General features: G+C 74.9%; 22 protein-coding genes, 2 tRNA genes and 1 other RNA gene. 15 read left to right on the forward strand and 10 right to left on the reverse strand.

The annotated features are described in order from the left end of the window. Positions 1-16 precede the first annotated feature (16 nt). The 6 genes from VNF07_07685 to VNF07_07710 all read left to right on the forward strand — a co-directional run bounded on the left by VNF07_07685 (position 17) and on the right by VNF07_07710 (position 5,273). Positions 17-784, forward strand: coding sequence for a CoA transferase subunit A (locus tag VNF07_07685; GenBank protein HVB06106.1), 768 nt, complete (start codon positions 17-19; stop codon positions 782-784). Further along, on the forward strand, positions 784-1,443 hold the full coding sequence (locus VNF07_07690) for a CoA transferase subunit B (GenBank protein ID HVB06107.1): 660 nt from the start codon (positions 784-786) through the stop codon (positions 1,441-1,443). Before VNF07_07685 ends, VNF07_07690 begins: the two co-directional genes overlap by 1 nt. A gap of 11 nt (positions 1,444-1,454) precedes the next feature. After that, entirely contained in the window at positions 1,455-2,639 is a 1,185-nt protein-coding gene (locus VNF07_07695) for an acetyl-CoA C-acetyltransferase (GenBank protein HVB06108.1), read from the forward strand. Positions 2,640-2,673: 34 nt separating this feature from the next. Then, complete coding sequence (locus VNF07_07700) at positions 2,674-3,447, forward strand: electron transfer flavoprotein subunit beta/FixA family protein (GenBank protein ID HVB06109.1); 774 nt, start codon at positions 2,674-2,676, stop codon at positions 3,445-3,447. Further along, entirely contained in the window at positions 3,448-4,407 is a 960-nt protein-coding gene (locus VNF07_07705; GenBank protein ID HVB06110.1) for an electron transfer flavoprotein subunit alpha/FixB family protein, read from the forward strand. A 110-nt stretch (positions 4,408-4,517) separates the two neighbouring features. Beyond that, positions 4,518-5,273, forward strand: coding sequence for a siderophore-interacting protein (locus VNF07_07710; protein ID HVB06111.1), 756 nt, complete (start codon positions 4,518-4,520; stop codon positions 5,271-5,273). 10 nt (positions 5,274-5,283) lie between these two features. Here VNF07_07710 and VNF07_07715 read toward each other — a convergent pair whose 3' ends face one another. The 5 genes from VNF07_07715 to VNF07_07735 all read right to left on the reverse strand — a co-directional run bounded on the left by VNF07_07715 (position 5,284) and on the right by VNF07_07735 (position 8,278). Beyond that, positions 5,284-5,613, reverse strand: a complete 330-nt coding sequence (locus VNF07_07715) for a hypothetical protein (GenBank protein HVB06112.1) — start codon at positions 5,611-5,613, stop codon at positions 5,284-5,286. A gap of 187 nt (positions 5,614-5,800) precedes the next feature. Beyond that, positions 5,801-5,889: transfer RNA gene (locus tag VNF07_07720), tRNA-Ser, on the reverse strand. Between the two features lie 45 nt (positions 5,890-5,934). Next, positions 5,935-6,408 (reverse strand): tRNA adenosine(34) deaminase TadA, encoded by a 474-nt coding sequence (tadA, locus tag VNF07_07725; GenBank protein HVB06113.1) that lies wholly within the window; start codon positions 6,406-6,408, stop codon positions 5,935-5,937. Then, positions 6,405-7,655 (reverse strand): multidrug effflux MFS transporter, encoded by a 1,251-nt coding sequence (locus VNF07_07730; protein HVB06114.1) that lies wholly within the window; start codon positions 7,653-7,655, stop codon positions 6,405-6,407. Before VNF07_07730 ends, tadA begins: the two co-directional genes overlap by 4 nt. A gap of 535 nt (positions 7,656-8,190) precedes the next feature. Beyond that, a tRNA-Ser gene (locus VNF07_07735) sits at positions 8,191-8,278 on the reverse strand. A 49-nt stretch (positions 8,279-8,327) separates the two neighbouring features. Here VNF07_07735 and ffs point away from each other — a divergent pair. The 8 genes from ffs (at position 8,328) to VNF07_07775 (ending at position 18,231) form a co-directional block, all read left to right on the forward strand. Next, an RNA gene (gene ffs, locus VNF07_07740) (signal recognition particle sRNA small type) lies at positions 8,328-8,427 on the forward strand. Between the two features lie 57 nt (positions 8,428-8,484). Continuing rightward, positions 8,485-10,494: a DNA polymerase III subunit gamma/tau gene (gene dnaX, locus VNF07_07745; protein ID HVB06115.1), complete on the forward strand. Its 2,010-nt coding sequence runs from the start codon at positions 8,485-8,487 to the stop codon at positions 10,492-10,494. Then, positions 10,491-10,877, forward strand: coding sequence for a YbaB/EbfC family nucleoid-associated protein (locus tag VNF07_07750; protein HVB06116.1), 387 nt, complete (start codon positions 10,491-10,493; stop codon positions 10,875-10,877). The genes dnaX and VNF07_07750 overlap by 4 nt, the downstream gene beginning before the upstream one ends. 71 nt (positions 10,878-10,948) lie before the next feature. Next, positions 10,949-11,494: a recombination mediator RecR gene (gene recR, locus VNF07_07755; GenBank protein ID HVB06117.1), complete on the forward strand. Its 546-nt coding sequence runs from the start codon at positions 10,949-10,951 to the stop codon at positions 11,492-11,494. 41 nt (positions 11,495-11,535) lie between these two features. Beyond that, positions 11,536-13,101, forward strand: coding sequence for an acyl-CoA carboxylase subunit beta (locus tag VNF07_07760; protein HVB06118.1), 1,566 nt, complete (start codon positions 11,536-11,538; stop codon positions 13,099-13,101). Beyond that, entirely contained in the window at positions 13,098-13,277 is a 180-nt protein-coding gene (locus VNF07_07765) for a hypothetical protein (protein HVB06119.1), read from the forward strand. The genes VNF07_07760 and VNF07_07765 overlap by 4 nt, the downstream gene beginning before the upstream one ends. Positions 13,278-13,334: 57 nt before the next feature. Next, positions 13,335-17,609, forward strand: a complete 4,275-nt coding sequence (locus tag VNF07_07770) for a DEAD/DEAH box helicase (protein ID HVB06120.1) — start codon at positions 13,335-13,337, stop codon at positions 17,607-17,609. Between the two features lie 61 nt (positions 17,610-17,670). Next, a complete protein-coding gene (locus VNF07_07775; GenBank protein HVB06121.1) occupies positions 17,671-18,231 on the forward strand; it encodes a PadR family transcriptional regulator in 561 nt (186 codons plus the stop codon). Here VNF07_07775 and VNF07_07780 read toward each other — a convergent pair. Continuing rightward, positions 18,202-19,497, reverse strand: coding sequence for an MFS transporter (locus VNF07_07780; GenBank protein HVB06122.1), 1,296 nt, complete (start codon positions 19,495-19,497; stop codon positions 18,202-18,204). The two genes, VNF07_07775 and VNF07_07780, sit on opposite strands and share 30 nt — an antisense overlap. Positions 19,498-19,573: 76 nt before the next feature. Here VNF07_07780 and VNF07_07785 point away from each other — a divergent pair, with 76 nt between their 5' ends. Beyond that, positions 19,574-20,164: a VOC family protein gene (locus VNF07_07785; protein ID HVB06123.1), complete on the forward strand. Its 591-nt coding sequence runs from the start codon at positions 19,574-19,576 to the stop codon at positions 20,162-20,164. On the opposite strand, the gene nadB is transcribed toward VNF07_07785, so the two are convergent. The 4 genes from nadB to VNF07_07805 form a co-directional block, all read right to left on the reverse strand. After that, positions 20,157-21,842, reverse strand: coding sequence for an L-aspartate oxidase (gene nadB, locus VNF07_07790; GenBank protein HVB06124.1), 1,686 nt, complete (start codon positions 21,840-21,842; stop codon positions 20,157-20,159). The two genes, VNF07_07785 and nadB, sit on opposite strands and share 8 nt — an antisense overlap. Beyond that, positions 21,839-22,825, reverse strand: a complete 987-nt coding sequence (nadA, locus tag VNF07_07795) for a quinolinate synthase NadA (protein HVB06125.1) — start codon at positions 22,823-22,825, stop codon at positions 21,839-21,841. Before nadA ends, nadB begins: the two co-directional genes overlap by 4 nt. 78 nt (positions 22,826-22,903) lie before the next feature. Continuing rightward, on the reverse strand, positions 22,904-23,380 hold the full coding sequence (locus VNF07_07800) for a DUF3293 domain-containing protein (GenBank protein HVB06126.1): 477 nt from the start codon (positions 23,378-23,380) through the stop codon (positions 22,904-22,906). Beyond that, positions 23,377-24,330: a hypothetical protein gene (locus VNF07_07805; protein ID HVB06127.1), complete on the reverse strand. Its 954-nt coding sequence runs from the start codon at positions 24,328-24,330 to the stop codon at positions 23,377-23,379. The genes VNF07_07800 and VNF07_07805 overlap by 4 nt, the downstream gene beginning before the upstream one ends. Positions 24,331-24,350: the final 20 nt, after the last annotated feature.

The following is a 24,350-nucleotide window of genomic DNA, read 5'->3' on the forward strand; positions in this document are numbered from 1 at the left end:
CGTAGGAGGGAGCGCGATGGACAAGGTCTTCAGCTCGGCCGCCGAGGCGGTCGCCGACATCTCGAGCGGCTCGTCGTTCTGCGTCGGCGGCTTCGGCCTGTGCGGCGTGCCGATCGTGCTCATCGACGCGGTCGCGGCGCTCGACATCGACTCGCTGCACGTCGTCTCGAACAACTGCGGGACCGACGGCTTCGGCCTCGGCGTCCTGCTCTCCGAGCACCGCATCGCGCGCGTCACCGCCTCCTACGTCGGCGAGAACGCAGAGTTCGCCCGGCAGTACCTGGCGGGCGAGGTGGAGGTGGAGCTCACCCCCCAGGGCAGCCTCGCCGAGCGGATGCGTGCCGGCGGCTGCGGGATCCCCGCCTTCTACACCCTCGCCGGGGTGGGGACGCTCGTCGGCGACGGCGGCCTCCCGTGGCGGTACGCGGCCGACGGCTCGGTCGCGCTCCCCTCGCCGAAGAAGGAGACCCGCACCTTCAACGGCCGCGACTACATCCTCGAGGAGTCGATCACGACCGACTACGCGCTCGTGCGCGCCGCGGTCGCCGACACCGCCGGGAACCTCGTCTTCCACGAGTCGGCGCGCAACTTCAACCCACTCTGCGCGATGGCGGGGCGCATCACCATCGTCGAGGCCGAGGAGATCGTGGGCGCCGGCGAGATCGCCCCCGACGAGGTCCACCTGCCCGGCATCTTCGTGCAGCGGATCGCCCCCGTCCCCGTCGGGACGGAGAAGCGCATCGAGAAGCGGACGGTCGCACCGAGACTGGAGGCGGTCAGCTGATGCCCCTCACCCGGGAACAGGTCGCGGCGCGCGCCGCGAAGGAGCTGCGCGACGGCGAGTACGTGAACCTCGGGATCGGCCTGCCGACGCTGATCCCCAACTACGTCCCGGAGGGGGTGCACGTCATGCTCCAGTCCGAGAACGGCGTCCTCGGCGTCGGCCCCTACCCCGACGAGGAGCACGTCGACCCGGACCTCATCAACGCCGGGAAGGAGACCGTGACCCTCCTCCAGGGCGCCGCCTTCTTCGACTCCTCGCTCAGCTTCGGCATGATCCGCGGCGGCCACATCGACTGCGCGGTGCTCGGCGCGATGGAGGTCTCCGAGAGAGGGGACCTCGCGAACTGGGTAGTGCCCGGCAAGATGGTGAAGGGGATGGGGGGTGCGATGGACCTCGTCCACGGGGCGAAGCGGGTCATCGTGACCATGGAGCACACGACGCGCGACGGCGGTCCGAAGATCCTCCCCAAGTGCAGCCTGCCGCTCACCGGCTCGGGTGTCGTGAACCTCATCATCACCGACCTCGCGGTGATCTCCGTCGGCCCCGACGGCCTCGTGCTCGAGGAGCTCGCCGCCGGCCTCACCGCCGACGAGGTGCAGGAACGGACGGGGGCCACCCTGCAGGTCCCCGCGGCGCCGCGCGTCATCGACGCGGCCTAGGAAGGAGCACGATGACCCCCTCCGTGATCTTGAACGGGGCACGGACCCCGATCGGCCGCCTCTCGGGCGCACTCTCCTCGTTCCGTGCGAGCGAGCTCGGCACGGTAGCGATCGTCGAGGCGCTGCGCCGCGCGGGGGTGAGCGCGGAGGCCGTCGACTACGTGATCCTCGGCCAGGTGCTGCAGGCCGGCCAGGGCCAGGCCACCGCCCGCCAGGCGGCGGTCGCCGCCGGGATCCCGATGCGGGTGCCGGCGATGACCCTCAACAAGGTCTGCCTCTCGGGGCTGAACGCGATCCACCTCGCGGACCTCATGATCCGCGCCGGCGAGGCCGAGATCGTCGTCGCCGGGGGGATGGAGTCGATGACGAATGCCCCCTTCCTCCTCCCCGAGGCGCGCGCCGGCTACCGCTACGGCGAGCACGCTGTCCTCGACGTGATCCAGGCCGACGGCCTCACCTGTGCCTTCGAGCACGTCGCGATGGGCGCGGCGACCGAGTCCTACGCCGAGAACGCGGGCATCTCGCGCGAGCGCATGGACGAGCTCGCCGCCGCGAGCCACGAGCGGGCGGCGCGCGCCGAGAAGGAGGGGCGCCTCGGCGCGGAGATCGTGCCGGTGAGCGTCCCCCAGCGCCGCGGCGAGGCGCTCTTGTTCGAGCACGACGAGGGGATCCGCCCCGACACCGACCTCGCCTCGCTGGCGGGCCTGCGCCCGGCCTTCAGCGCGCAGGGCACGATCACCGCCGGCAACGCGAGCCAGATCTCCGACGGGGCCGCGGCGGTCGTCGTCTGCTCGCCGGCGGTCGCCGAGCGCCTCGGGGTGCAGCCGCTCGCCGAGATCGTCGGCTACGGCCAGGTCGCGGGGCCCGACCCCTCCCTCCTCCTGCAGCCGGCGAACGCCATCCGCGACGCCCTCGAGCGCTCCGGGCGGAGCCTCGGCGAGCTCTCGCTGTTCGAGATGAACGAGGCCTTCGCCGCGGTGGCGATCGCCTCGACCGACGAGCTCGGGGTCGACCCCGAGCTCGTCAACCCGAACGGCGGCGCGATCGCGCTCGGCCACCCGATCGGGATGTCCGGGGCGCGCGTCGCGCTCACCTTGTGCATGGAGCTCCGCCGCCGCGGCGGGGGCCTCGGCGCGGCCGCTCTCTGCGGTGGCAGCGGGCAGGGCGACGCTGCACTCTTCTCGGTCCCGGCCTGAGCCGGCCCCGAGCGATCGCGAGCACCGACACACGATGAACATCGCCGTCTGCGTGAAGCAGATCCCCGCCGCAGAGGCGCCGGTCGGCTTCACCGCCGACTTCCGCCTGCGCCGCGAGGGCGACCCGGTCCTCGACGACGCCGACGCGCACGGCGTCGAGCTCGCGCTGCGCCTCGCGGAGGCGGGGGGCGACGAGGTCGTCCTCCTCTCGATGGCGCCGGACGGCCAGACCTCGGGGCTGCGCACAGCCCTCGCGATGGGCGCCGCTCGGGCCGTCGTCGTCTCGGACCCCGCCCTCTCCGGCGCCGATGCCCTCTCCACCGCGAAGGTGCTCGCCGCGCTCGCCCGCCGCCTCGGCGTGGACCTCCTGGTGGCGGCGACCGAGTCGAGCGACGGCTACACCGGCACCGTCCCGGTGCAGGTCGCCGAGCTGCTCGGCTGGCCTGCCGTCACCTACGCCACCGACGCGCGGCTGGGGGGTGGCGCCCTCTCGGCGCGCTGCCAGAGCGAGCTCGGGAGCGACGACGTGACCTGCGCGCTGCCGGCGGTGCTCTCCGTCACCGCCGCCGCCATCGAGCCCCGCTACCCGTCGCTGCGCGGCATCATGGCCGCCCGTCAACGCCCCGTCGAGACGCTCGACCTCGCCGCGCTCGGCCTCGACGGCTCGACCGTCGGGGGCGCCGGCGCCCGCCAGGAGGTCCTCTCGGTGGAGCCCGCGCCACCGGCGGTGGCCGGTGAGCTCGTCACCGAGCAAGCGCAGGCGCTCGACGCCATCCTCGGCTCCCTCGGCCGCTGGAAGGTGCTCTAGATGGCGACGGTCGCCCTCCTCTCGCCGCAGCGTGCGGGCCTGCCCGCCTCGGTCGCGCTCGAGCTCGCGACCCTCGCCCGCACCCTCGGTGACGAGGTCGTCGCCTACGCCGCCGGCGCCGGCGCCGCGGACTGCGCGGCGCTCCTCGGCGAGCACGGCGTCAGCCGCCTCGTCGTCGTCGAGCTCCCCGAGGACGAGCCGCCCGCCCCCTTCCTCGCGGCGGCGATCGGCGAGGCGGCGCGCGCTGGCGCCTACGAGACCCTGCTCCTCCCCGCTACCTACGACGGGCGCGACGTCGCGGCGCGGCTCTCCGCCGCGCTCGACCTCCCCGTGCTGGCGAACGCGGTGGGGCTCAGCCGCGAGGGCGAGGGGATCGTCGCCGAGCACGCCGTCTTCGGCGGCAACGAGATCGCCCGCGCCCGCCTCACGGGCGAGGGCCCCGGCCTCTACCTCGTGCGCGCGAAGTCGGTCGACGCCGCGCCGGCGGGGGGCCGAGCCGCCGCCGTCGAGCGGGCCACCCCGGCACGGCCCGCGAGCGCCACGGTGCGGATCGTCAGCCGCCAGCTCGAGGAGCGGAGCGGCCCCGCCCTGGAGGACGCGGCGGTCGTCGTCTCGGGTGGTCGCGGCCTCGGCGCCGCGGAGCGCTACGCGCTCATCGAGCAGCTCGCCGCGCTCCTCGGCGGCGCAGCGGGTGCCTCGCGGGCCGTCGTCGACGCCGGCTGGGCCCCCTACGCCCGCCAGGTCGGCCAGACCGGCAAGACCGTGAAGCCCGAGGTCTACCTGGCCTTCGGGATCTCCGGCGCCACCCAGCACCTCGTCGGGATGAAGGGCGCCCGGCACATCCTCGCGGTGAACCGCGACGCCACGGCGCCGATCTTCTCCGTCGCCGAGCTCGGCGTCGTCGGGGACATCACCGACCTCCTCCCCAAGCTGATCGCCGCCCTCGAGGCCCGCCGCTGACCTCTCCGGGTCGACTGCCCGGCGGAGTCGCGATATGTTTGCGATATATCGAGAAAGGCGCTCCTCTGACCTCCACCACCGATGCCCGACCGACGCGGGGCGCCCCCCAGGTGCGCGCCGTCGCCGTGCGACGGGTGACCAACCTCAGCCCGCAGATGGTCCGCGTCACCCTCGGGGGTGACAGCCTCGAGGGCTTCGAGATCGCCGGCCCCACCGGCCACCTGAAGCTCTACCTCCGCCAGGAGGGACAGGACGAGATCGACTTCGAGGCGCTCGCCGCGCCGCGGGGCGAACGGCCGCCCTCGGCGCCCGTCTCGCGGACCTTCACGCCGCGCCGCTTCGACGCGGCGCGCAACGAGCTCGACATCGACTTCTACGTGCACGGCGACGGCCCCGCGGCGCGCTTCGCGACGAGCGCCCAGCCGGGCGAGGTCGTCGCCGTCGCCGGGCCGAGCCGCCCCTACCGCGTCGTCGAGGCCGCCTGGCAGCTCGTCGCCGGCGACGAGACCGCCTTCCCGGCGATCGCGATGATCGCCGAGGCCCTCCCCACCGCGGCCGTGGGGGTCGTCCTGCTCGAGGCGGCGGACCCGGCCGACCTCCCCGAGCTCCCCCTCCCTCGGGGGGTGACGCTCGAGAGCGTGCCCCGCGGCTCGGACGGCGCCGGCGCGGCGATGGTCGCCGCGCTCGGCGAGCTCGCGCTCGGCCCGGCGCCGGTGCAGGCCTGGGTCGCCGGCGAGGCGGTGGCGATCCGCGGCGCCCGCAAGCTCCTCCTCGAGCGCGGCGTCACGCGCGAGCTGCTCACCACCAGCGGTTACTGGCGCTACGGCGAGGCCGGCCACCCCGACCACGACATGGGCGAGGACTGAGGCCACTTCCTCAGGCGACCGCCACGAGGTGGCCGCGCAGAAGGTCGGGACGGGCCGCGTAGTAGTCGGCGTAGAAGAGGTCGAAGCGGCCGACGCGCCCGATGAGGGCCATCGCCCGCGCCTCGCCGATGAGGTCGGTGAGCCACAGACGGCAGCGGCGACGGCTCGGGCGTGACTCGTCGAGCACCGCGCGCTCGAGGCGGCGGCCGTCGCGGCGGACGAGCGACCAGCGGGGCTGGCCGCCGGCGATCGGGCCGAACGAGAGGTCGAGGCCGGCGCCCTCGCCGTCGGGATCCCGGAAGAGCTCACTGCCCGGCTCGGCTGCAATCGATCCGATCATCGCCTGCTCCTCGCTCGCCGCGGTCCCGGGCGGCACCGCACAGGTGAAGCTAGACAACGAGGCTGAGAAATTCCTTAGCGAGCAAAAGGAATCTGCCGAGACCCCCGGGGCTGCCGCCGAGGGGCTGCGGCCCGTCCCCCGAGCGGGCCGCGCCACCTCGACGATGCCGACGTGCTGCGGTCGGCACTGGCGGAGGGAGTGGGATTCGAACCCACGGTACGCAGGACGCACAACGGTTTTCGAGACCGCCCGATTCGGCCGCTCTCGCATCCCTCCGGCGGAGCAGGCTAGTGCCGCGGCGTGCGGGTGGCGACCGGCGACTCAGCCGCCGCTCGCCGCCGCGCCGCCCCGCCTGGCCTGGAAGAAGGCAGTGAGCAGCGCCGCGCACTCCTCGGCCATCAGCCCGTCGGCGACCGCGACCTCGTGGTTCAGCCGCGGGTCGGCGCAGAGGTTGTACAGCGAGCCGGCGGCGCCCGCCTTCGGGTCGGGGGCGCCGAAGACGAGCCTGCCGACCCGCGCCGCCAGCAGCGCTCCGGCGCACATCGGGCAGGGTTCAAGCGTGACGACGAGGGTCGCGTCGGCGAGCCGCCACCCCCCGCCCACCCCCGCCGCGTCGCGCAGCGCGAGCACCTCGGCGTGCGCCGTCGGGTCGCCGAGGCGCTCCCGCTCGTTGTGGCGGCGAGCGACGACTTCGCCGCCGACGAGCACGACGGCACCGATCGGGACGTCGCCGTGCGCGAGTGCGGCACGTGCCTCCTCGAGGGCGATCGCCATCGCCTCGCTCTCGCTCGTCATCGGGTCACCGTCCCTCCGGGTGCTGCCGCCGGACGGTGCTCCGCCCGGTCGCGGACGATGAGCATGCCAGCGAGGAGCACCGCGGCGAGCGAGAAGGCGCCGATCACCGCGACCATCGGCACGGCGGTGCGGTTCCCGAAGGCGCCGACGAGGGGCGCGAACGCCGAGCCGATCGCGAACTGCCCGACGCCGAGGAGGCCCGACGCGCTGCCCGCGACGCTCGGGTAGTCCGCCATCGCGAGCGCCGTCGCGTTCGGCGACACGAGGCCGACGGCGGAGACGACGAGGAAGAGTCCGGGGATCACGCCGCCGACCCCGAGGCCGCCGATCTCGGCGACGGCGAGCAGCGCCGCACCGAGGGCTCCGAGCGCCACGCCCGCGAGGAGCAGCGCCCGGCTCCCGAAGCAGCCGACGAGACGGGCGCCGAGCTGGCTCGCGGCGACGATCCCGGTGGCGTTCATCGCGAACACCCCGGAGAAGCCGACCGGCGAGACGCCGAACTGGTTCTCGAGGACGAAGGGGGCGCCGGCAATGTAGGCGAACATCGCCCCGGTGACGAGGCCCGACAGCAGCGCGTAGGCGTCGAAGCGGCGGTCGCCGAGCAGCTCCCGGTAGATCGTGCGCTGGCGACGGGGCGGGGGGGCCGGCGCGCGCTGGCCGAGCGTCTCGGGGAACAGCGCCAGCGACGCGACGAACAGCAGCCCGCCGAGCAGCGCGAGCGCGACGAAGGTCACCCGCCAGCTGCCGAGGTGCAGCAGCTGCGCGCCGATCACCGGCGCGAGCGCCGGGGCGAAGCCGTTCACCACCAGCAACAGCGAGAACAGCCGCGCCGCCTCGTCCCCCGAGCGGAGGTCGCGCACCACGGCGCGGGCGATCACGATCCCCGCCGCCCCCGCGGCTCCCTGCACCAGTCGGAGCAGGATGAGCAGCGGCAGGTTGGGCGCGAGCGCGCAGGCGAGGGAGGCGAGCGCATAGAGGCCGACGCCGACGAGCAATGGTCGGCGGCGACCGAGGCGGTCCGAGAGCGGGCCGACGAAGAGCTGGGCGCCGGCGAGGCCGACGAGGCAGGCGGTGAGCGTCGCCTGCGCGAGCGAGGGCGGGGCGGAGAAGCCGCGCTGCAGGCGGGGCAGCGCCGGGAGGTACATGTCGATCGAGAGCGGCGCGAAGGCCGAGAGCGCCCCGAGCAGCACGACGAGGTGCCGGGGGACGCGGGCCCACGAGCTCCCGTCGCCCCCGTTAGCCGTCATGCCCGCGTGTGCCGGAAGGGCTGGTCACGGGGGTCATCCTGGCAGCTGCTCGGAGCCCGCCCACCCGCCGGCCCCCGCTGGCGGGCCCTGCCTACCCGCGGACCGGGCGCCGATCAGCCGGTGTCAGATCGGCTACCCCGCCGGCCGTCGGCGCGACGGGGCCGGCCGCTACGCACGCGCCGTGATCGTGCCGTCGCGCTCCTTCTGGGCGCCGCATCGGAAGCAGCGCCAGAAGACCGGCTCCACGTCGCGCTCGACGCGGATCGCGTTCCAAGTGTGCCGACATGCGGACGTGGCGCTCTTGCTCGTGGGGTTCACCACCGGAAACGTAGGCGCCAATCGCCTCGGGTAGCGGGGACCGTCGGCCCGCCGCGCGCCGCTGCAGCCCGGAGCGGAGTGGCGGCCGAGCCGGGCCGCGGCGACCGGGGGATCGCCCGCCGCGAGCGCCGCTCGGCGGGAGGACCCGCTCTCAGGTCGTCGATTCCCGGTCGGACCGCACGGGCCGGTGGCATTTCGGCCTGACCAGGTACGCAGTTGGCGGAGGAGGTGGGATTCGAACCCACGGTCCCTTGCAAGACACACGATTTCCAATCGTGCCGATTCGGCCGCTCTCGCACTCCTCCAAGGCCCGTTGACGCTACCGTGTTCCTTGCCCTCGCTCCCGTGCGCAGTGGCCGGGTTCTGCGCAAGGGCGTCCCGTGAACCGAGTCAGGGTCGGAAGGCAGCAGCTCTCAGCGGTGCACGCCCTGTGCCGCAGGTAGACCTGGCCGCTGCGCACGGGAGCGAGGGGCCCGACCTTGGCGAAGTACCCGCCGGTAGGCTCGGCGCCGTGGCGGACGACGAGGCAAACGGCGCAGCACAAGGCCCCTACCAGTCTCTCTACCGCCGCTTCCGCCCGCAGCGCTTCAGCGAGTTGCGCGGCCAGGAGCACGTGGCGCTGGCGCTCCGCAACGCGGTGCGCGACGAGCGGGTCAGCCACGCCTATCTCTTCTCCGGCCCGCGCGGCACCGGCAAGACCTCGACGGCGCGCATTCTCGCCAAGGCCCTCAACTGCACCGTCGCCAGCGACGGTGAGCCCTGCGGCACCTGCGACTCCTGCCGCTCGATCACCGAGGGGAGCTCCTTTGACGTCCACGAGCTCGACGCTGCCTCGAACAACGGTGTCGACGCGATGCGCGACCTCGTCGCCCGCGCCGCCCTCGCCACTCCGGGGCGCTGGAAGGTGTACATCGTCGACGAGGTGCACATGCTCTCGGTGGCGGCTTCGAACGCGCTGCTGAAGACCCTCGAGGAGCCGCCGGGCCACGTCGTCTTCGTGCTCGCGACGACCGACCCCCACAAGGTGCTGCCGACGATCCGCAGCCGTACCCAGCACTTCGAGTTCCATCTGCTGGGCGAGGAGATCCTCGCCGGGCTGCTCGAGGACGTCGCCCGCGAGGCCGCCCTCGAGCTGCCGAGCGGCGCGCTCGCGACCGCGGTCCGTCGCGGACGGGGCTCGGCGCGCGACGCGCTCTCCGTGCTCGACCAGGTCGCCGCGGCGGGGGTGGTCGACAACGAGACCGGCGCGCTCACCCAGGTGATCACCGCGATCGGCGAGTTCGACAGCGAGGGTGCCCTCGTCGCGCTCGACCGCGCCGTGCGCGCCGGGCACGACCCGCAGCAGCTTGCCTCCGAGCTCATCGAGCAGCTGCGGGCGGGCTTCCTCAGCCTGGCGAGCGGTGGCTCCCTCCCCGACGGCGCGACGACGCTGCCGGCCGACGAGCTCGAGGCCGTGCACCAGCTAGGTCTCGTGCGGTCGGTGCGGGCGCTCGAGGTGATCGGCACCGCGATCGTGGCGATGCGCGAGTCGCCCGAGCCGCGCATCACCCTCGAGGTGGCGATCATCCGCCTCGCGCACCCCGAGGCCGACAGCAGCCCCGAGGCGATCGTGGAGCGTCTCGAGCGTCTCGAACGACGCCTCGAGGCGATCGTGGGCTCGGCCCTTGCGCCGCCGCCTGCGCCGCCGCCCACGCCGAGCAGCGCGCCAGCCGCGGCCCCCCCCGCCCCCCCGCCGGCCGTGGCACCGCCGTCCTCGGGTGTGCCGGCCGCCACCTTCCCCTCTCCTCCCGCCCCGCCCGAGCACCCGGCGGCGTCCGCGCCGGCGGCGGGCCCGGCAGCGGCAGCGGACGCGCCGGCTGCGCCGCGTCCTCGCCCCGCCCTCGGCGCCTTCCGCAGCGAGCAGGCCGCCGCGGCACCGCCAGCCGCCGCGGCACCGAGCGCCCCTCCACCGCCACCGGCCGCCGAGCCGGTCGTCGCGCCCGCGGCGGCCCGCCCGATGCCGTCACGCGACGAGCTCGTCCTCGCCTGGGGCGACCACGTCCTCCAGGGGCTGCGCGCCAAGGTGCGGGCGGTCTTCGGGATCGCCCACTTCGTCGGCACCGAGGGCACGACGGCGCTGCTCGCGGTCCCGAACGCGGCACACCTCGCGCACGCCGAGCCCCTCGTCGGCGAGGTCGCCGTCGCGCTCTCCTCGCACTTCGGCACCCCCGTCGCCGTCCGCCTCGTCACCGAGGGCTTCCGCGAGACCCCGAGCGCGCTGGCCGACGACGATGGCGACCCCTTCCCCGACAAGCCACCTTCGGCGGCGCCTGCGACCCCCGCCCGACCCCCGGCTCGCGAGCACACCCCTCCCCCCGAGGCGCCCCGGCCGGCGATCGATCGCGAGGACTCCGAGCGCCTCGACGAGGTCGGAGACGTCGTCGAGGAGGGGGACGGGGCCGCGGGGAACCTCGGGGTAGCGTTGGCCACGGACCGGATCCTGCAGGCCTTCCCCGGTGCCGAGGAGGTCGAGCGAGGGTGACCGGCGACGCCGACGGGCTCGACGAGCTCCTCGCCCAGATGCAGCAGCTGCAGTCCGAGCTTGCGCAGGCCGAGGCCGACACCGCCAACCGGTCGGTGACCGGCAGCGCCGGCGGCAGGGCCGTGCGGATCGAGCTCTCGGGCGAGTTCTCCGTCGACTCGGTGAAGATCGACCCCGCCGTCGTCGCCGGGGGGGACGTCGCCCTCCTCGAGGACCTGATCCTCGCGGCGCTGCGCGACGGCGCCGCCCAGCTCCTCGAGCTCCGCAAGCAGCTGATGGGCGACGCTGTCGGCCACGCGCTCGGCGGCCTGTTCGGGGGGAACCTCCCCGGAGCGCTCCCCGGCCTCGAGGTGCCCGCCCCGCCCGACGAGAGCGACGAGTAGGCGGTCGGACGACGGCGCTGTTCGAAGGACCCATCCAGGACCTTGTCGACGAGCTCGGACGCCTCCCGGGCATCGGCCCGAAGTCCGCGCAGCGGATCGCCTTCCACCTCCTGAAGATCGGCCGCGAGGACGCGCTGCGCCTCGCGAAGGCGATCGTCGAGGTGAAGGAGCGCACGATGTTGTGCGAGACCTGCTTCAACGTCGCGATGTCGCCGCGCTGTGCGATCTGCTCGGACGATCGCCGGGACGGGAGTGTCGTCTGTGTGGTCGAGGACCCCCGTGACATCGTTGCGGTCGAGCGGACCCGTGAGTTCAAGGGCCGGTACCACGTACTCGGCGGCGCCCTCAGCCCGATCGAGGGCATCGGCCCCGAGCAGCTGCGCGTCCGGGAGCTGCTCGGGAGGATCGAGGGCGAGGGGATCACCGAGGTGATCCTCTGCACCAACCCGAACCTCGAGGGCGACACGACCGCGATGTACCTCGCGCGCCTGCTGAAGCCGCTCGGACTCACCGTCACGCGGCTCGCGAGCGGCCTGCCCGTCGGCGGCGACCTCGAGTACGCCGACGAGCTCACCCTCGGCCGCGCCCTCGAGGGGCGCCGCAGCGTCGACGCCTGAGGTTCCTCCCGCGACGCCAGCCGCTTGTAGCCTTCGCCCCGATGTCAGAGCCTGATCCCCTCGTGACGGCGCGCCTCGCCGACCTCGAGCGGCGGAAGGACGAGGCACGCCACGCCGGCACCGAGCGCGCCGTCGCGGCGCAGCGCGAGAAGAACAAGCTCACGGCGCGCGAGCGGATCGACTACCTCCTCGACGAGGGCTCCTTCCAGGAGCTCGACGCGCTCGTCCGCCACCGCGCGCACGGCGTGGGCCTCGACGACAACCGCCCCTACACCGACGGCGTCGTGACCGGCTTCGGCACGATCGACGGCCGGCGCGTCGCGATCTACAGCCAGGACTTCACCGTCATCGGCGGCTCCCTCGGCGAGGCGCACGCCGAGAAGATCCACAAGGTGCAGGACCTCGCGCTGCGCACGGGCGTGCCCATCATCGGCCTCTCCGACGGTGGCGGCGCCCGCATCCAGGAGGGCGTCGCCGCGCTGAACGGCTTCGGCGGGATCTTCCTCCGCAACGTGGCCGCCTCGGGGGTGATCCCCCAGATCAGCGTGGTCCTCGGCCCCTCCGCGGGGGGTGCCGTCTACTCGCCGGCGCTCACGGACTTCGTCTTCATGGTGCGCGGCACGAGCCATATGTTCATCACCGGACCGGAGGTGGTGCGCACCGTCACCGGCGAGGAGGTCGACGCCGAGCAGCTCGGAGGGGCGATGACCCACGCGACGCGCTCGGGGGTCGCCGCCTTCGTCGCCACCGACGAGCACTCCTGTCTCGACGAGGTCCGCTTCCTGCTCTCCTTCCTCCCCCAGAACAACCTCGAGGAGCCGCCCGCGGTCGCGAGCGAGGACGACGTCGAGCGCGAGCTCCCCGAGCTGCGCGACCTCGTCCCGAGCCAGCCGAACCAGCCCTACGACATGAAGCGCCTCGTCACCGCGGTCGTCGACGACGGCGAGTACCTCGAGTACCTCCCCTACTTCGCGACCAACCTCACCTGCGGCTTCGCCCGCATCGGGGGACGGGCGGTGGGGATCGTCGCCAACCAGCCGCAGGTCCTCGCCGGGGTGCTCGACATCGACTCCTCGGAGAAGGGCGGCCGTTTCGTCCGCACCTGTGACGCCTTCAACATCCCGCTCGTCACCTTCGTCGACGTACCCGGCTTCATGCCCGGGACCGACCAGGAGTTCGGGGGGATCATCCGCCACGGCGCGCAGCTCCTCTACGCCTACTGCGAGGCGACCGTGCCACGCATCCAGGTGATCGTGCGCAAGGCCTACGGCGGCGCCTACCTCGTCATGGACTCGAAGTCGATCGGCACCGACCTCTCCTACGCGTGGCCCTCGGCAGAGCTCGCCGTGATGGGCCCCGAGGCCGCGGTGCGGATCGTCAACCGCCGCGAGCTCGCCGAGGCGACCGACCGCACCGCCCGCGAGGGCGAGCTGATCGCCGAGTACGCGGCGCGCAACATGAACCCCTACGTCGCCGCCGAGCGGGGCTACGTCGACGACGTCATCGACCCCGCGTCGACGCGCGCCGTCCTCGCGAGGAGCCTCGCCCTCCTCTCCAGCAAGCGCGAGGAGCTCCCCCGCCGCAAGCACGGCAACATCCCGCTGTGAGCGAGCGCCCCCCCGAGCCGCTCGCCGCCGACGCCGAGGCGCTCGCCGCCATCGAGGCGGCGCTCGCGGCGCTGCTGCCGACCGCAGCTCCGGCGAGCGCGGCCGCGAGCTGGCGCTTCTCGGGACGATGGTGGACGAGCCCGCTCCCGCTGCGCCGCAGCCGACCCTCGCGCTGAGTCGACCTGGCCGAACACCTGTTCGCAGCGAGCGCGCCGATGCCTAGACTGCGCGCGGTGAGCGACGGCCCCCTCGACGGCTTCCACCCCGCACTCGGCGAGTGGTTCGCGCGCCGCTTCCCGGCGGGCCCCACCGAGGCCCAGGCGCTCGGCTGGCCGTCGATCGCCGCCGGCTCGGACACCCTGATCGCCGCCCCCACCGGCTCGGGGAAGACCCTCGCCGCCTTCCTGGTGGCGATCGACGCCTGCCTCCGCCACTCCCTCGAGGGGGGCGAGCGGCGCACCTCGGTCCTCTACGTCTCGCCGCTGCGGGCGCTCACCGTCGATGTCCAGCAGAACCTCGTCGCCCCCCTCGCCGAGATCGCGGAGATCGCCGCCGAGCTCGGGCTCGCCGCCCCCGACGTGCGCGTCGCCGTGCGCAACGGCGACACCCCGAGCGCGCAGCGCCAGGCGATGTTGCGCGACCGGCCGGACATCGTCGTCACGACCCCCGAGTCGCTCTACCTGCTCGCCACCGCGGCGCGCGGGCGCGAGCTGCTCGGCACCGTCGACACGGTGATCGTCGACGAGATCCACGCCATCGCCCGCGACAAGCGGGGCGCCCACCTCGCGCTCACCCTCGAACGGGTCGACCGCATCGTCGCCGCCGCGGGGGGGAGGCGGCCGACGCGCATCGGCCTCTCCGCGACGCAGCGGCCGATCGCGACCGTCGCCCGCCTGCTCGTCGGCGCGGGCGAGGGCCGCAGCGAGGCGGACGGGACGCCCCGCTGCGCGATCGTCGACGTCGGCCACCGTCGCGCCCTCGACATCGAGATCCGCCTCCCCCCCGACGAGCTCGCGGCGGTGATGAGCACGGACCAGCTCGACGAGACCGTGGCCCTGCTCGGCGAGCTGATCGAGGCGCACCGCACGACCCTCGTCTTCGTGAACACCCGCCGGATGGCCGAGCGCGTCGCCCACCTGCTGGCCGAGCGCCTAGGCGAGGAGGCCGTGAGCGCCCACCACGGGAGCCTCTCGATGGAGCGCCGCCTCTCGGTCGAGCGCCGCCTGCGCGACGGCGAGCTGCGCGCCGTGGTCGCCACCGCCTCGCTCGAGCTCGGCATCGACGTCGGCCCGGTCGACCTCGTCTGCCAGCTCGGATCGCCGCGCGCGATCGCCACCTTCCTGCAGCGCGTCGGGCGCGCCGACCACCGCCGGGACGGCACGCCGAAGGGACGGATCTTCCCCTTCACCCGCGACGAGCTGGTCGAGTGCGTCGCCCTCTTCGGCGCCGTGCACAGCGGCGACCTCGACGCGGTACACCCGCCGGTCGCGCCGCTCGACATCCTCGCCCAGCAGATCGTCGCCGAGTGCGCCGCCGCGGGGAGCGAGGGGATCACCGAGGCGGAGGTCGCGACGCTCGTGCGCTCGGCCGCCCCCTACGCCGCGCTCTCCGACGGGGACCTCGCCGCGGTCGTCGAGCTCGTCACCGAGGGCGTGGTGACGGGGCGGGGGCGGCGGGGGGCCCACGTCCAGCACGACCGGGTGAACAAGGTGCTGCGCGGGCGGCGCGGCGCCCGCCTCGTGGCCGCCACCTCGGGAGGGGCGATCCCCGAGCTCGCCGACTACCGCGTCGTCCTCGAGCCCGAGAGCTCCCTCGTCGGGACGGTGCACGAGGACTTCGCCATCGAGGCGATGGCGGGGGACGTCTTCCTCCTCGGGAGCACCTCGTGGAGGGTGCTGCGCGTCGAGCAGGGGACGGTGCGGGTGATGGACGCCGACGGCGCCGCGCCGACGCTCCCCTTCTGGCTCGGCGAGGCCCCCTCGCGCACCGAGGAACTGGCCGACGCGATCTCCCGGCTGCGCTCGCTCGTGATGGCCGAGATCGCCCTCGGCGGCCCGCCGGCGGCGGTCGCCGCCCTCGAGGGCTGGGCGCAGTGCGGGCGGCGCCCCGCCGAGGAGGTCGTCGCCTACCTCGCCTGCGGCCTCACCGAGCTCGGCACCCTCCCCACCAAGGGCGAGCTCGTCCTCGAGCGCTTCTTCGACGACACCGGCGGCATGCAGCTCGTCCTGCACAGCCCCTACGGCGGGCGGGTCAACCGCGGCCTCGGCCTCGCCTTGCGCAAGCGCTTCTGCCGCAGCTTCGACTTCGAACTGCAGGCGGCGGCGAACGACGACGCCGTCGTGCTCTCGCTCGGCCCCCAGCACTCCTTCCCCCTCGAGGAGGTCGGCCGCTACCTCTCCCCCGAGACCGTGCGGGAGGTGCTCATCCAGGCGGTGCTGCCGACGCCGATCTTCACCTCGCGCTGGCGTTGGAACCTCTCCCGCTCGCTCGTCTCGCCGCGCTTCCGGGGAGCCCGCCACCTCCCCCCGGCGATCCAGCGGATGGAGGCCGACGACCTCATGGCGGCGGTCTTCCCCGCCCTCGCCGCCTGCCAGGAGAACGCCACCGGCCCGATCGAGATCCCCGACCACCCGCTCGTCCGCCAGACCCTCGACGACTGCTGCACCGAGGCCATGGACCTCGCCGCGCTCACCACCCTCGTCACCCGCCTGCGCAGCGGCGAGGTCGCCCTCCACTGCGTCGACACGACCGAGGCCTCGGTTCTCTCGCACGAGATCGTGAATGGCCGCCCCTACACCTTCCTCGACGACGCGCCGCTCGAGGAGCGGCGCACCCGCGCCGTCGCGCTGCGGCGGGGGATCCCCCTCGAGGCGCACGACCTCTCCTCGCTCGACCCGGCGATCGTGGACGAGGTGGCCGCCGAGATCGCGCCCGACCCCCGCGACCCCGACGAGCTGCACGACCTGTTGATGGCCTGTGCCCTCGTCCTCCCCGAGGACGGCTGGCTCGAGCTGCACGGGGCGCTCGCCACGGCCGGAAGGGCGATGACGGTGACCACCGGGGAGGGGGCGTCTCCCCGCTGGTGCGCGACCGAACGCCGCGAGCTCCTCGAGGCGGCCTTCCCTGAGGCCGCGTTCACCCCCGACCTGCGCCTCGAAGGAGCCGCCCCTGTCGGGCGGGAGGAGGCGCTCGTGGCGCTCGTGGCCGGCGCGCTCGAGCTCGCGCCGCCGCGGCGCGTCGACGAGCTGGCGGCGGCGACCGGCCTCGCGGAGGCCGCCCTCGCCGTGCCCCTCGCGACCCTGGAAGCGAGCGGCGGGGTGCTGCGGGTCCTCGGCGGGCGCTACGGCGCGCGCCGCGTCATCCAGCGGATCCACTCCCGCCAGCGCGACCGCGAGCGCACCCGCCACCCGGCGGTGAGCGTGCAGGACCTGATGCGCTTCCTCCTCACCTGGCAGCACGTCGCCCCCGGCTCGCACCGCCGCGGCATCGAGGGCCTCGCCCTCGTCATCGACCAGCTGCAGGGGATGGAGGTCGCGGTCGGCGCCTGGGAGGAGCCGGTGCTCGCGGCGCGCGTCGAGCACTACCGCCCACAGCTCCTCGACGAGCTCTGCGCGAGCGGCGCGGTGGCGTGGGGGCGCCTCTCTCTGCGCAACGAGGACGACGCGCCGCGGCGCGCCAGCGCGACCCCCTCGCGCGCCACCCCCGTCGCCCTCGTCCGCCGCGATGACCTGCACTGGCTGCTCGCCGCGGCGCGCGCCGGCGGCGCTCCGCAGCCCCCCGTCGCGGGCGCCTCGGCCGAGGTCACCGAGGCGCTCGGGCGCCGCGGCGCGCTCTTCTTCTCCGACCTCTGCGAGGCGACCGGCCGCCTCCCCCTCGAGGTCGCCGACGCGCTGTGGGACGCCGTCGCGCGCGGCCTCGTCACGGCGGATGGCTTCTCCGCGGTCCGCCACCTCCTCGCCGGCCGCTACCGGACGGCGACGCGCAGCGAGCACGCCCCCCGCCGGGCGCTGCGCCGCCCCGGCCGCAGCGCCCTCCCTCCGGCGCTCGCCGGCGGCCGCTGGTCGCTCCTCGAGGGGGAGCGCGACGGCGAGGCCCCCGACACCGAGAGCCTCGCCGAGGCGGTCGCCTGCCAGCTCCTCGAGCGCTGGGGGGTGGTCTTCCGCGACCTCGTCCGCCGCGAGAGCTTCGCCCTGCCCTGGCGCGAGGTGCTCTTCGCGCTCCGCCGCCTCGAGGCGCGCGGGCTGTGCCGCGGCGGCCGCTTCGTCGCCGGCCCGGTCGGCGAGCAGTTCGCGCTCCCCGAGGCGCTCGCCGCGCTACGCGCCACCGCCCGCCGGCCTCTCGAGGGGAGCGTGATCGAGCTCTCCGCCGCCGACCCCCTCAACCTCACCGGCCTCCTCCTTCCCGGCGAGCGGGTGCCGGCGCTCAGGGGGCGGAGCCTCACCCTCGTCGACGGCCTGCCACGCGCGGTGGGGGCCGAGCGCGCGCTCGCCGCCGCGGCGGTCGGCTGAGGGTGCTCCCGACACCTCTCGATATATCGCTATAGTCGTCTGCGACCAGGAGGTCGAGACGATGAAACGACACCACGGCCACCGTCACGGGGGCTTCGCGGGCTTCGGCCCCCCCTTCGGGCCCCCCTTCGGCGGCCCCTTCGCGAAGCGTGGCCCCGGCGGCGGCGGACGGGCGCGGCGCGGCAACGTGCGCGCCGCGATCCTCGCCCTGCTCGCCGAGCGGCCGATGCACGGCTACGAGATCATCCAGGAGCTCGACGGCCGCACCCAGGGCATCTGGCGGCCGAGCGCCGGCTCGGTCTACCCGACGTTGCAGCTCCTCGAGGACGAGGGGCTGATCGCCGGCGTCGAGCGCGAGGGCAAGCGCGCCTTCTCCCTCACCGACGCCGGGCGCGCCCACCTGGAGGAGCACCGCCCCGCGACCGCCCCCTGGGACGAGGTCCTCGAGCGGGTCGAGCCGGGCGCCCACCAGCTCCGCGAGGCGGCCGTGCAGCTCGCCGCCGCGGTCGGCCAGGTGCTGCACGCCGGCAGCGCCGAGCAGCAGCAGCGCGTCGCCGAGATCCTCTCCGAGGCGCGCCGCCGCGTCTACGGCCTACTCGCCGAGGAGGCCGACCCCGGCTGAGCGCCCGTCGGTCACGACGAGCGGCGTGTAGTGGCCGACCGGCAGCACCGCCGGCCAGATCCCGCCGACGAGGGCGCAGGCCGCGGCGGCGAGGAAGGCGACGAGGATCGAGTGCGCGAGGAGCAGCCCGGCGATCGCCGAGCCGATCGGGTTGCCCGCGAAGTTGAGGTTCATCGACACCGCGAAGGCACGGCCGAACCACTGCGGCTCGGTCGCCCGCTGGCGGAGCGAGAACATCGCCACCGTGAGCGGGCCGTTCGAAACGCCGACGACGGCGATGCAGAGCACGACCACGGCGACGTGGTGGAAGCCGAGCGCGAGCACGACGAGGGCGGCGGCGGTCGCCATGCAGCTGCCGGCGAGCATCGACTTCTCCCGCCCCTCGGTCCCGACCCGCCCGGTGACGAGGCCGGCGAGGAAGCCGGCCGCCCCCATCACCGCGAACATCACGCCGACGGCCTTCGAGCCGCCGTGCAGCACCCGCAGCACGACGACGGGGATGGCGACGGTGAGCGAGCCGCCGGCAAAGTTGAACACGGTCATCGTCCCCGCCAGCATCCGCAGCACGCGGTTCGAGAAGACGTAGCGGATCGCCGCCCCGGCATCGGCGAGCAGGCCCTGCTCGTGGGGGAGCGGGTGGAAGGGCGGCGCGGGGACGCGGGCGAGGCCGAGCGCCCCGACGAAGAGCAGCACGGCGGGGAGCACGAGCGCGGCGCGCGCCCCGATCACCGCGACCGCCACCCCGGCCACCGCGGGGCCGAGCACTGTCGCCACGACGAAGCAGCCCGAGTCGACGGCGTTCGAGCGGTCCCAGAGGTGGCGCGGCACCATCACCGGGAAGAGCGCCCGCCCGCCGACCCTGCTGAGCGGCTGGGTGAGCGAGGCGACCGAGACGATGAGCAGCAGCGCGAGGTCCGGGAGGGCGTGCGCGAGGGCGAGGGCGGCGATCGCCGAGACGGCGGCGGCGCCGACCACGTAGTCGACGATCATCAGCGGGATCTTGCGCCCGCGGTCCAAGAGCGCGCCGGCGATCGGGCTGACGAGGATGCCGGGGAACTGGCTGCAGAGGATGACGAGCCCCGAGAGCTGTGAGGAGTGCCGCGTCTCGAGCACGTAGAGAACGATGAGCACCGACGACATCTGCGTCGCGATGCGGCTCGCGAGGGTCGCGAGGATGAGCGTGGGCAGCCCCGCGACCGAGAAGAGGCTCCGGTAGGTGGAGTCGAGCGGGGCCGCGGGCTCGCCCCGGGCGCCGTCGGTCTGCACAATCTGTTGAGGCTAGCTAACGATTTCCGGTGCGCTCGCGCGCCGCTCGGGGCGCTCGGTGCGCGACGATGGCACGGTGACCGAGGTCGCCGACCGCCCCGAGCCCGCCCTCGGCGACGCCACCCGCACCGGCTTTCGCGGCGTCAACCACCTCGCCCTCGTCACCCCCGACATGGACGCCACGGTGCGCTTCTGGGCCGGGGTGCTCGGCTGCCCGCTCGTCGCGACGGTCGGGACGCCGCAGTTCCGCCACTACTTCTTCGAGATCGGCGAGGGCTCGACGGTCGCCTTCTTCGAGTACGCGACGGCTCCGGTGGCCGCCTTCGCGAAGCCGGCGGGCGTCCCCGACGCGCGCGCCATCCAGTTCGACCACCTCTCGCTCGACCTCCCCGACGAGGAGGCGCTCGTCGCCCTCGCGGCGCGGCTGCGCGCCGCCGAGTGCGAGGTGACCGAGCTCGTCGACCACGGCTTCATCCGCTCGATCTACTTCACCGACCCGAGCGGCATCGCCCTCGAGGCGTCCTACTGGGTGAACGACGCCACGGCGCCGGCGCGGGCCGACTTCGCCGACCCGCGGCTCTTCGCCGACGAGGACCCCGTCCCCGCGGTCGCCGAGCTCGCCGAGGGGGGCCGCCTCACCTCGACGCCGCGCACCGCGCTCAGCTGAGCCCCCGCCCCACGGCGACGGCGGGGGCCCTCTCGGGCGGGCGATCGAGCACCGCGAGCGCGCCGTCGGGCTGCCGGCGGAGCACCTGGCGCAGCGCCGGCACCCCGGTGAAGGGGTGCTCGACGCGGAAGTGGGCGCCGCGGGACTCCCCCCGGCGGAGCGCCGCCGCACCGAGCAGCTGGGCGATGAGGGTGAGGTTCGCCTCCTCGAGGTCGGCGGGGCCGGCGGTCGCGGGCAGCGGCCGCGCCGCCTCGGCGAGGCGCTCGAGGAGCGCGGTGAGGCCGGCCGCAGAGCGCAGCACGCCGGCGCCGCGGCTCGCCTCCCGGCGCAGAAGGGGGCGGGCGACGCGCACCGCGGCGAGCCCGTCGTCGTCCTGGCGAGGGTCGGCCGGGGGCCGCTGCTCGCCGGGCGCGAGCTCATCAGCGAGCGCCGCGGCGGCGCGACGGCCGAAGACCACCCCCTCGACGAGGGAGTTCGAGGCCAGCCGGTTCGCCCCGTGCACCCCGCTCATCGCCACCTCGCCGACGGCGTAGAGGCCGGGGAGCGAGCTCCGCCCGGCGTTGTCGCTCACCACGCCGCCCATCACGTAGTGCAGCGCCGGCGCCACCGGGACCCAGGCGCGCCGCGGGTCGACGCCGGCGCGGTGGCTGGCGGCGACGAAGCTCGGGAAGCGCGCCGTGAGCTGCTCCCCGATCGCGGTGGCGTCGAGGAAGAGGCTCGCCGCGCCCGTGCGCGCCATCTCGAGGGCCATCGTCCGGCTGACGACGTCGCGTGGCGCGAGGTCGGCACGCGGCACCCCGGCCATCACCGGGCGCCCCGCGCCGTCCCGGATCACCGCACCCTCGCCCCTGAGCGCCTCGCTCGCGAGCGGGCGGGGGTCGCTCGCGAGCTGGATCGCGGTCGGGTGGAACTGCACGAACTCGAGATCGGCGACCTCCGCGCCGGCGCGCAGGGCGGCGGCGAGGCCGTCGCCGGTGAGGACCGCGGGGCTCGTCGTCTCGGCGTAGAGCTGGCCGAAGCCGCCGGTCGCGAGCACGACCGCCCCCGCACCGACGACCACCGGGCGCCCCCGCTCGAGGAGGAGCGCCCCTCGCACCCGACCCTCCCCGTCGCAGAGCAGGTCGACCAGGAAGGCCTCCTCGACGAGGCGCAGCCGGCGCGCCCGCGCCGCGCCCCACAGGGCGCGCATCACCTCGCGCCCGGTGGCGTCGCCGCCGGCGTGCACCACCCTGCGGCGAGAGTGGCCACCCTCGCGGGTGAGGTCGGGACCGACGGCGCCGGCGTCGAGGCGCAGGCCGTTCGCCTCGAGGAAGGCGACCGCAGCGGGGGCCTCGGCGACGAGGAGCGCGACGGCCGCCGGGTCGCAGAGGCCCGCACCGGCGGCGAGGGTGTCCGCCGCGTGCAGCGCGGGGGCGTCGTCTGTAGCGAGGGCGGCCGCGATGCCCCCCTGCGCGGCGCCCGTGGAGCCGTCCGCCGCGCCCCCGCCCCACCCCGCGCCGGGGCCGCGGCCCTTCAGCGCGACCTCGACCTCGAGCGCCGGCGGGAGGGAGAGGGCGACGGTGAGGCCGGCGATCCCGGCCCCGACGACGAGGACGTCGACCGCGCGTCGCGCGGCGGTGGCAGCGAGCGCCGGCAGGAGGAGGCGGGGCAGCCTCCCGGCGCCCTCGAGGGTGGTCACTCGCCCGCCGCCGAGGGGCTGCCGATGGCGATCATCGCCTGCACCGCGCGCTCGGCGCGACGGCGGATCCCCTCCTCCACCTCGATCGGGTGGACGAGGTCGGTGAGCGCCTGCAGCAGCCGCTCGGGGGTCGTCATCTTCATGTACCGGCAGACCGCCCCCGGGTTCACCGCCGTGAAGTGCCCCTCCGGGTTCGCCCGCTCGAGCTGGTGGAGGATGCCCGTCTCCGTGGCGACGAGGGCGCTCCCCCCGCCGAGCTCGCGCGCCGCCTCGACCATCGCCCCCGTGGAGAGCACCCGCGTGCGCTCGGCGGGGAGCTCGCCGCGGTCGAGCAGGTGCAGCGCGGTCGAGGTGCAACCGCACTCGGGGTGGATGAAGAGCGTGGCCTTGGGGTTGGCCTTCACCTTCTCGACGAGGGAGCGGGGCTCGATCGCGGCGTGCACGTGGCACTCCCCCATCCACAGGTCGAGGTGGCGGCCGCTCTCGCGGGCGACGTGCTCGCCGAGGAAGAAGTCGGGCAGGAAGAGGATCTCCGCGTCCTCGGGGAGGGAGGCGACGACCTCGACGGCGTTGGCTGAGGTGCAGCACAGGTCGGACTCGGCCTTCACCGCGGCGCTCGTGTTCACGTAGGAGACGACGAAGGCTCCGGGGTGCTCGGCGCGGTAGGCGCGCACGTCCTCGGCGGTGACGGTCTCGGCGAGCGAGCAGCCGGCCTCGAGGACGGGGAGGAGCACGGTCTTGTCGGGCGAGAGGATCTTCGCGGTCTCGGCCATGAAGTGGACGCCGCAGAAGACGATCACCTCGGCGTCGCTTCGGGCGGCGATGCGGCTGAGGGCGAGGGAGTCGCCGACGTGATCGGCGACGTCCTGGATCCAGGGGAGCTCGTAGTTGTGGGCGAGGACGACCGCCCGCCGCTCGCCGGCGAGGCGGTGCACCTCCTCGGCAAAGCGCTCGTAGCTCGAGGTGGCGCCGTTGCCGTGCACTGCCGCTCCCAACCAATACTCAGGGTGAGTATTTATGTACTCATCCTGAGTATAGACAGCCTCGGGCCGCCCTACCGCTCAGCCCGGCGGCGCCGGGCGCCCCCGCGCCGACCAGCGGCTGCTGGCGAGGACCGCCCCGCTCCGACAGCCCACCACCTGCAGGTGGTCGCGACGCCAGGCGTAGAGGGCGAGCTGCCCGTGGCGCAGCCCGAGCGCGCAGGCGTCGGCGGCCGCGAGGTCGGGGAGGGCGAGGCCGTGCTCTACCCAGCTGAGGTCGGGGGCGTAGCCCGCCGCCGCCCAGTGCTCGGTGCCCGCGGCGTCGAGCTCGCGCACGAGCAGGGCGTGGCGGCGCGCGTTCTCCTCGGCCGCGAGCGGGAGCGCACCGGGGTTCCAGGCGGTGACGAAGTGGACCTGCGCGACCCCTTCGGGGAAGCGCTCGGGGCTGGCGACGCCCCCCTGCTCGAGCTCGAGGGGGCCGCCGGGGCTGTCGACCCACAGCCGCGCCGCCAGCCACTCGGCGATCAGCCCCTCGCCGATCGCCTCCCCGCCGCTCACCCCTCGGGGGGCGGGCGGCGGCGCGTCGTGCGGGTGACGCCCGGCGCGGGCCGCTCCTGGAGCACCTCGCGGCGGAAGCGGTAGAGGGCGGCGGGGCGGCCGCCGAGGCCGCGCGCCCGCTGCCCGGTCGACTCGACGAGGCGCGCCTGCTCGACGAGGCGGCGGAAGTTCGACTTGTGGAGGCGCACCCCGACGAGCGCCTCGACGGCCCGCTGCAGCTGCAGCAGGGTGAAGCTCGGGGGGAGGAGCTCGAAGACGAGCGGGCGGTAGGAGAGCTTGCCGCGCACCCGCTCGAGGGCGGTCGCCGCGATGCGGCGGTGGTCGAGGCGCATTGGGCGCCCGAGGCCCTCCCCGGCGTCCCCCTCCGGGAGGAGGCCCGCCTCGTAGAGGAGCTCGTAGCGCTCGAGCGGACGGTTGGCGTCGAAGGCGCCGCCGCCGAGGGCGAAGTTCAGCGCGGCGCGGGCGCGGCGCTCGGCGCCCTCGGCCGGAGCACCCGCCGCCGCCCAGCGCTCGAGCGCGGGGGTGATCGCCTCGTCGATGACCGGGGGGCGCCCATCCCGCCAGTCCTCCCAGGGGAGGTACTCGTAGCAGGAGCGCCAGCGCGGCGCGCCGGGGCCCGAGACCGGCTGCTCGGAGACGAGCGCCAGGTAGACGATCGACAACGCCCGCTCCCCCTCGCCGGCAACGCGGTCGCGGTCACCGAAGGTGTAGAGCTGCTCGAGGTAGCCGAGCTCGATGCCCGTCCGCTCGCGGACCCAGCGGCGCATCCCGCGGTCGAGGGTGCGGTCAGCATCGGGGTCGAGCAGCCCCGCCGGCAGCCCCTCGATTGCCGGCCCCTCCGCCTCGTCGGCGCCGACGACGAGGATCCGCGGGGTCGCCTCGGAGACGGCGAGGATCACCGCCACGAGGTCGACGGCGAGGGTGCGTCGTGCGGGGCGAGGGTCGACCATGGGGGAAAAGGTAGGCAGCG

It is taken from the genome of Acidimicrobiales bacterium, assembly GCA_035533595.1.
In the GTDB taxonomy this organism is placed as follows: domain Bacteria; phylum Actinomycetota; class Acidimicrobiia; order Acidimicrobiales; family Bog-793; genus DATLTN01.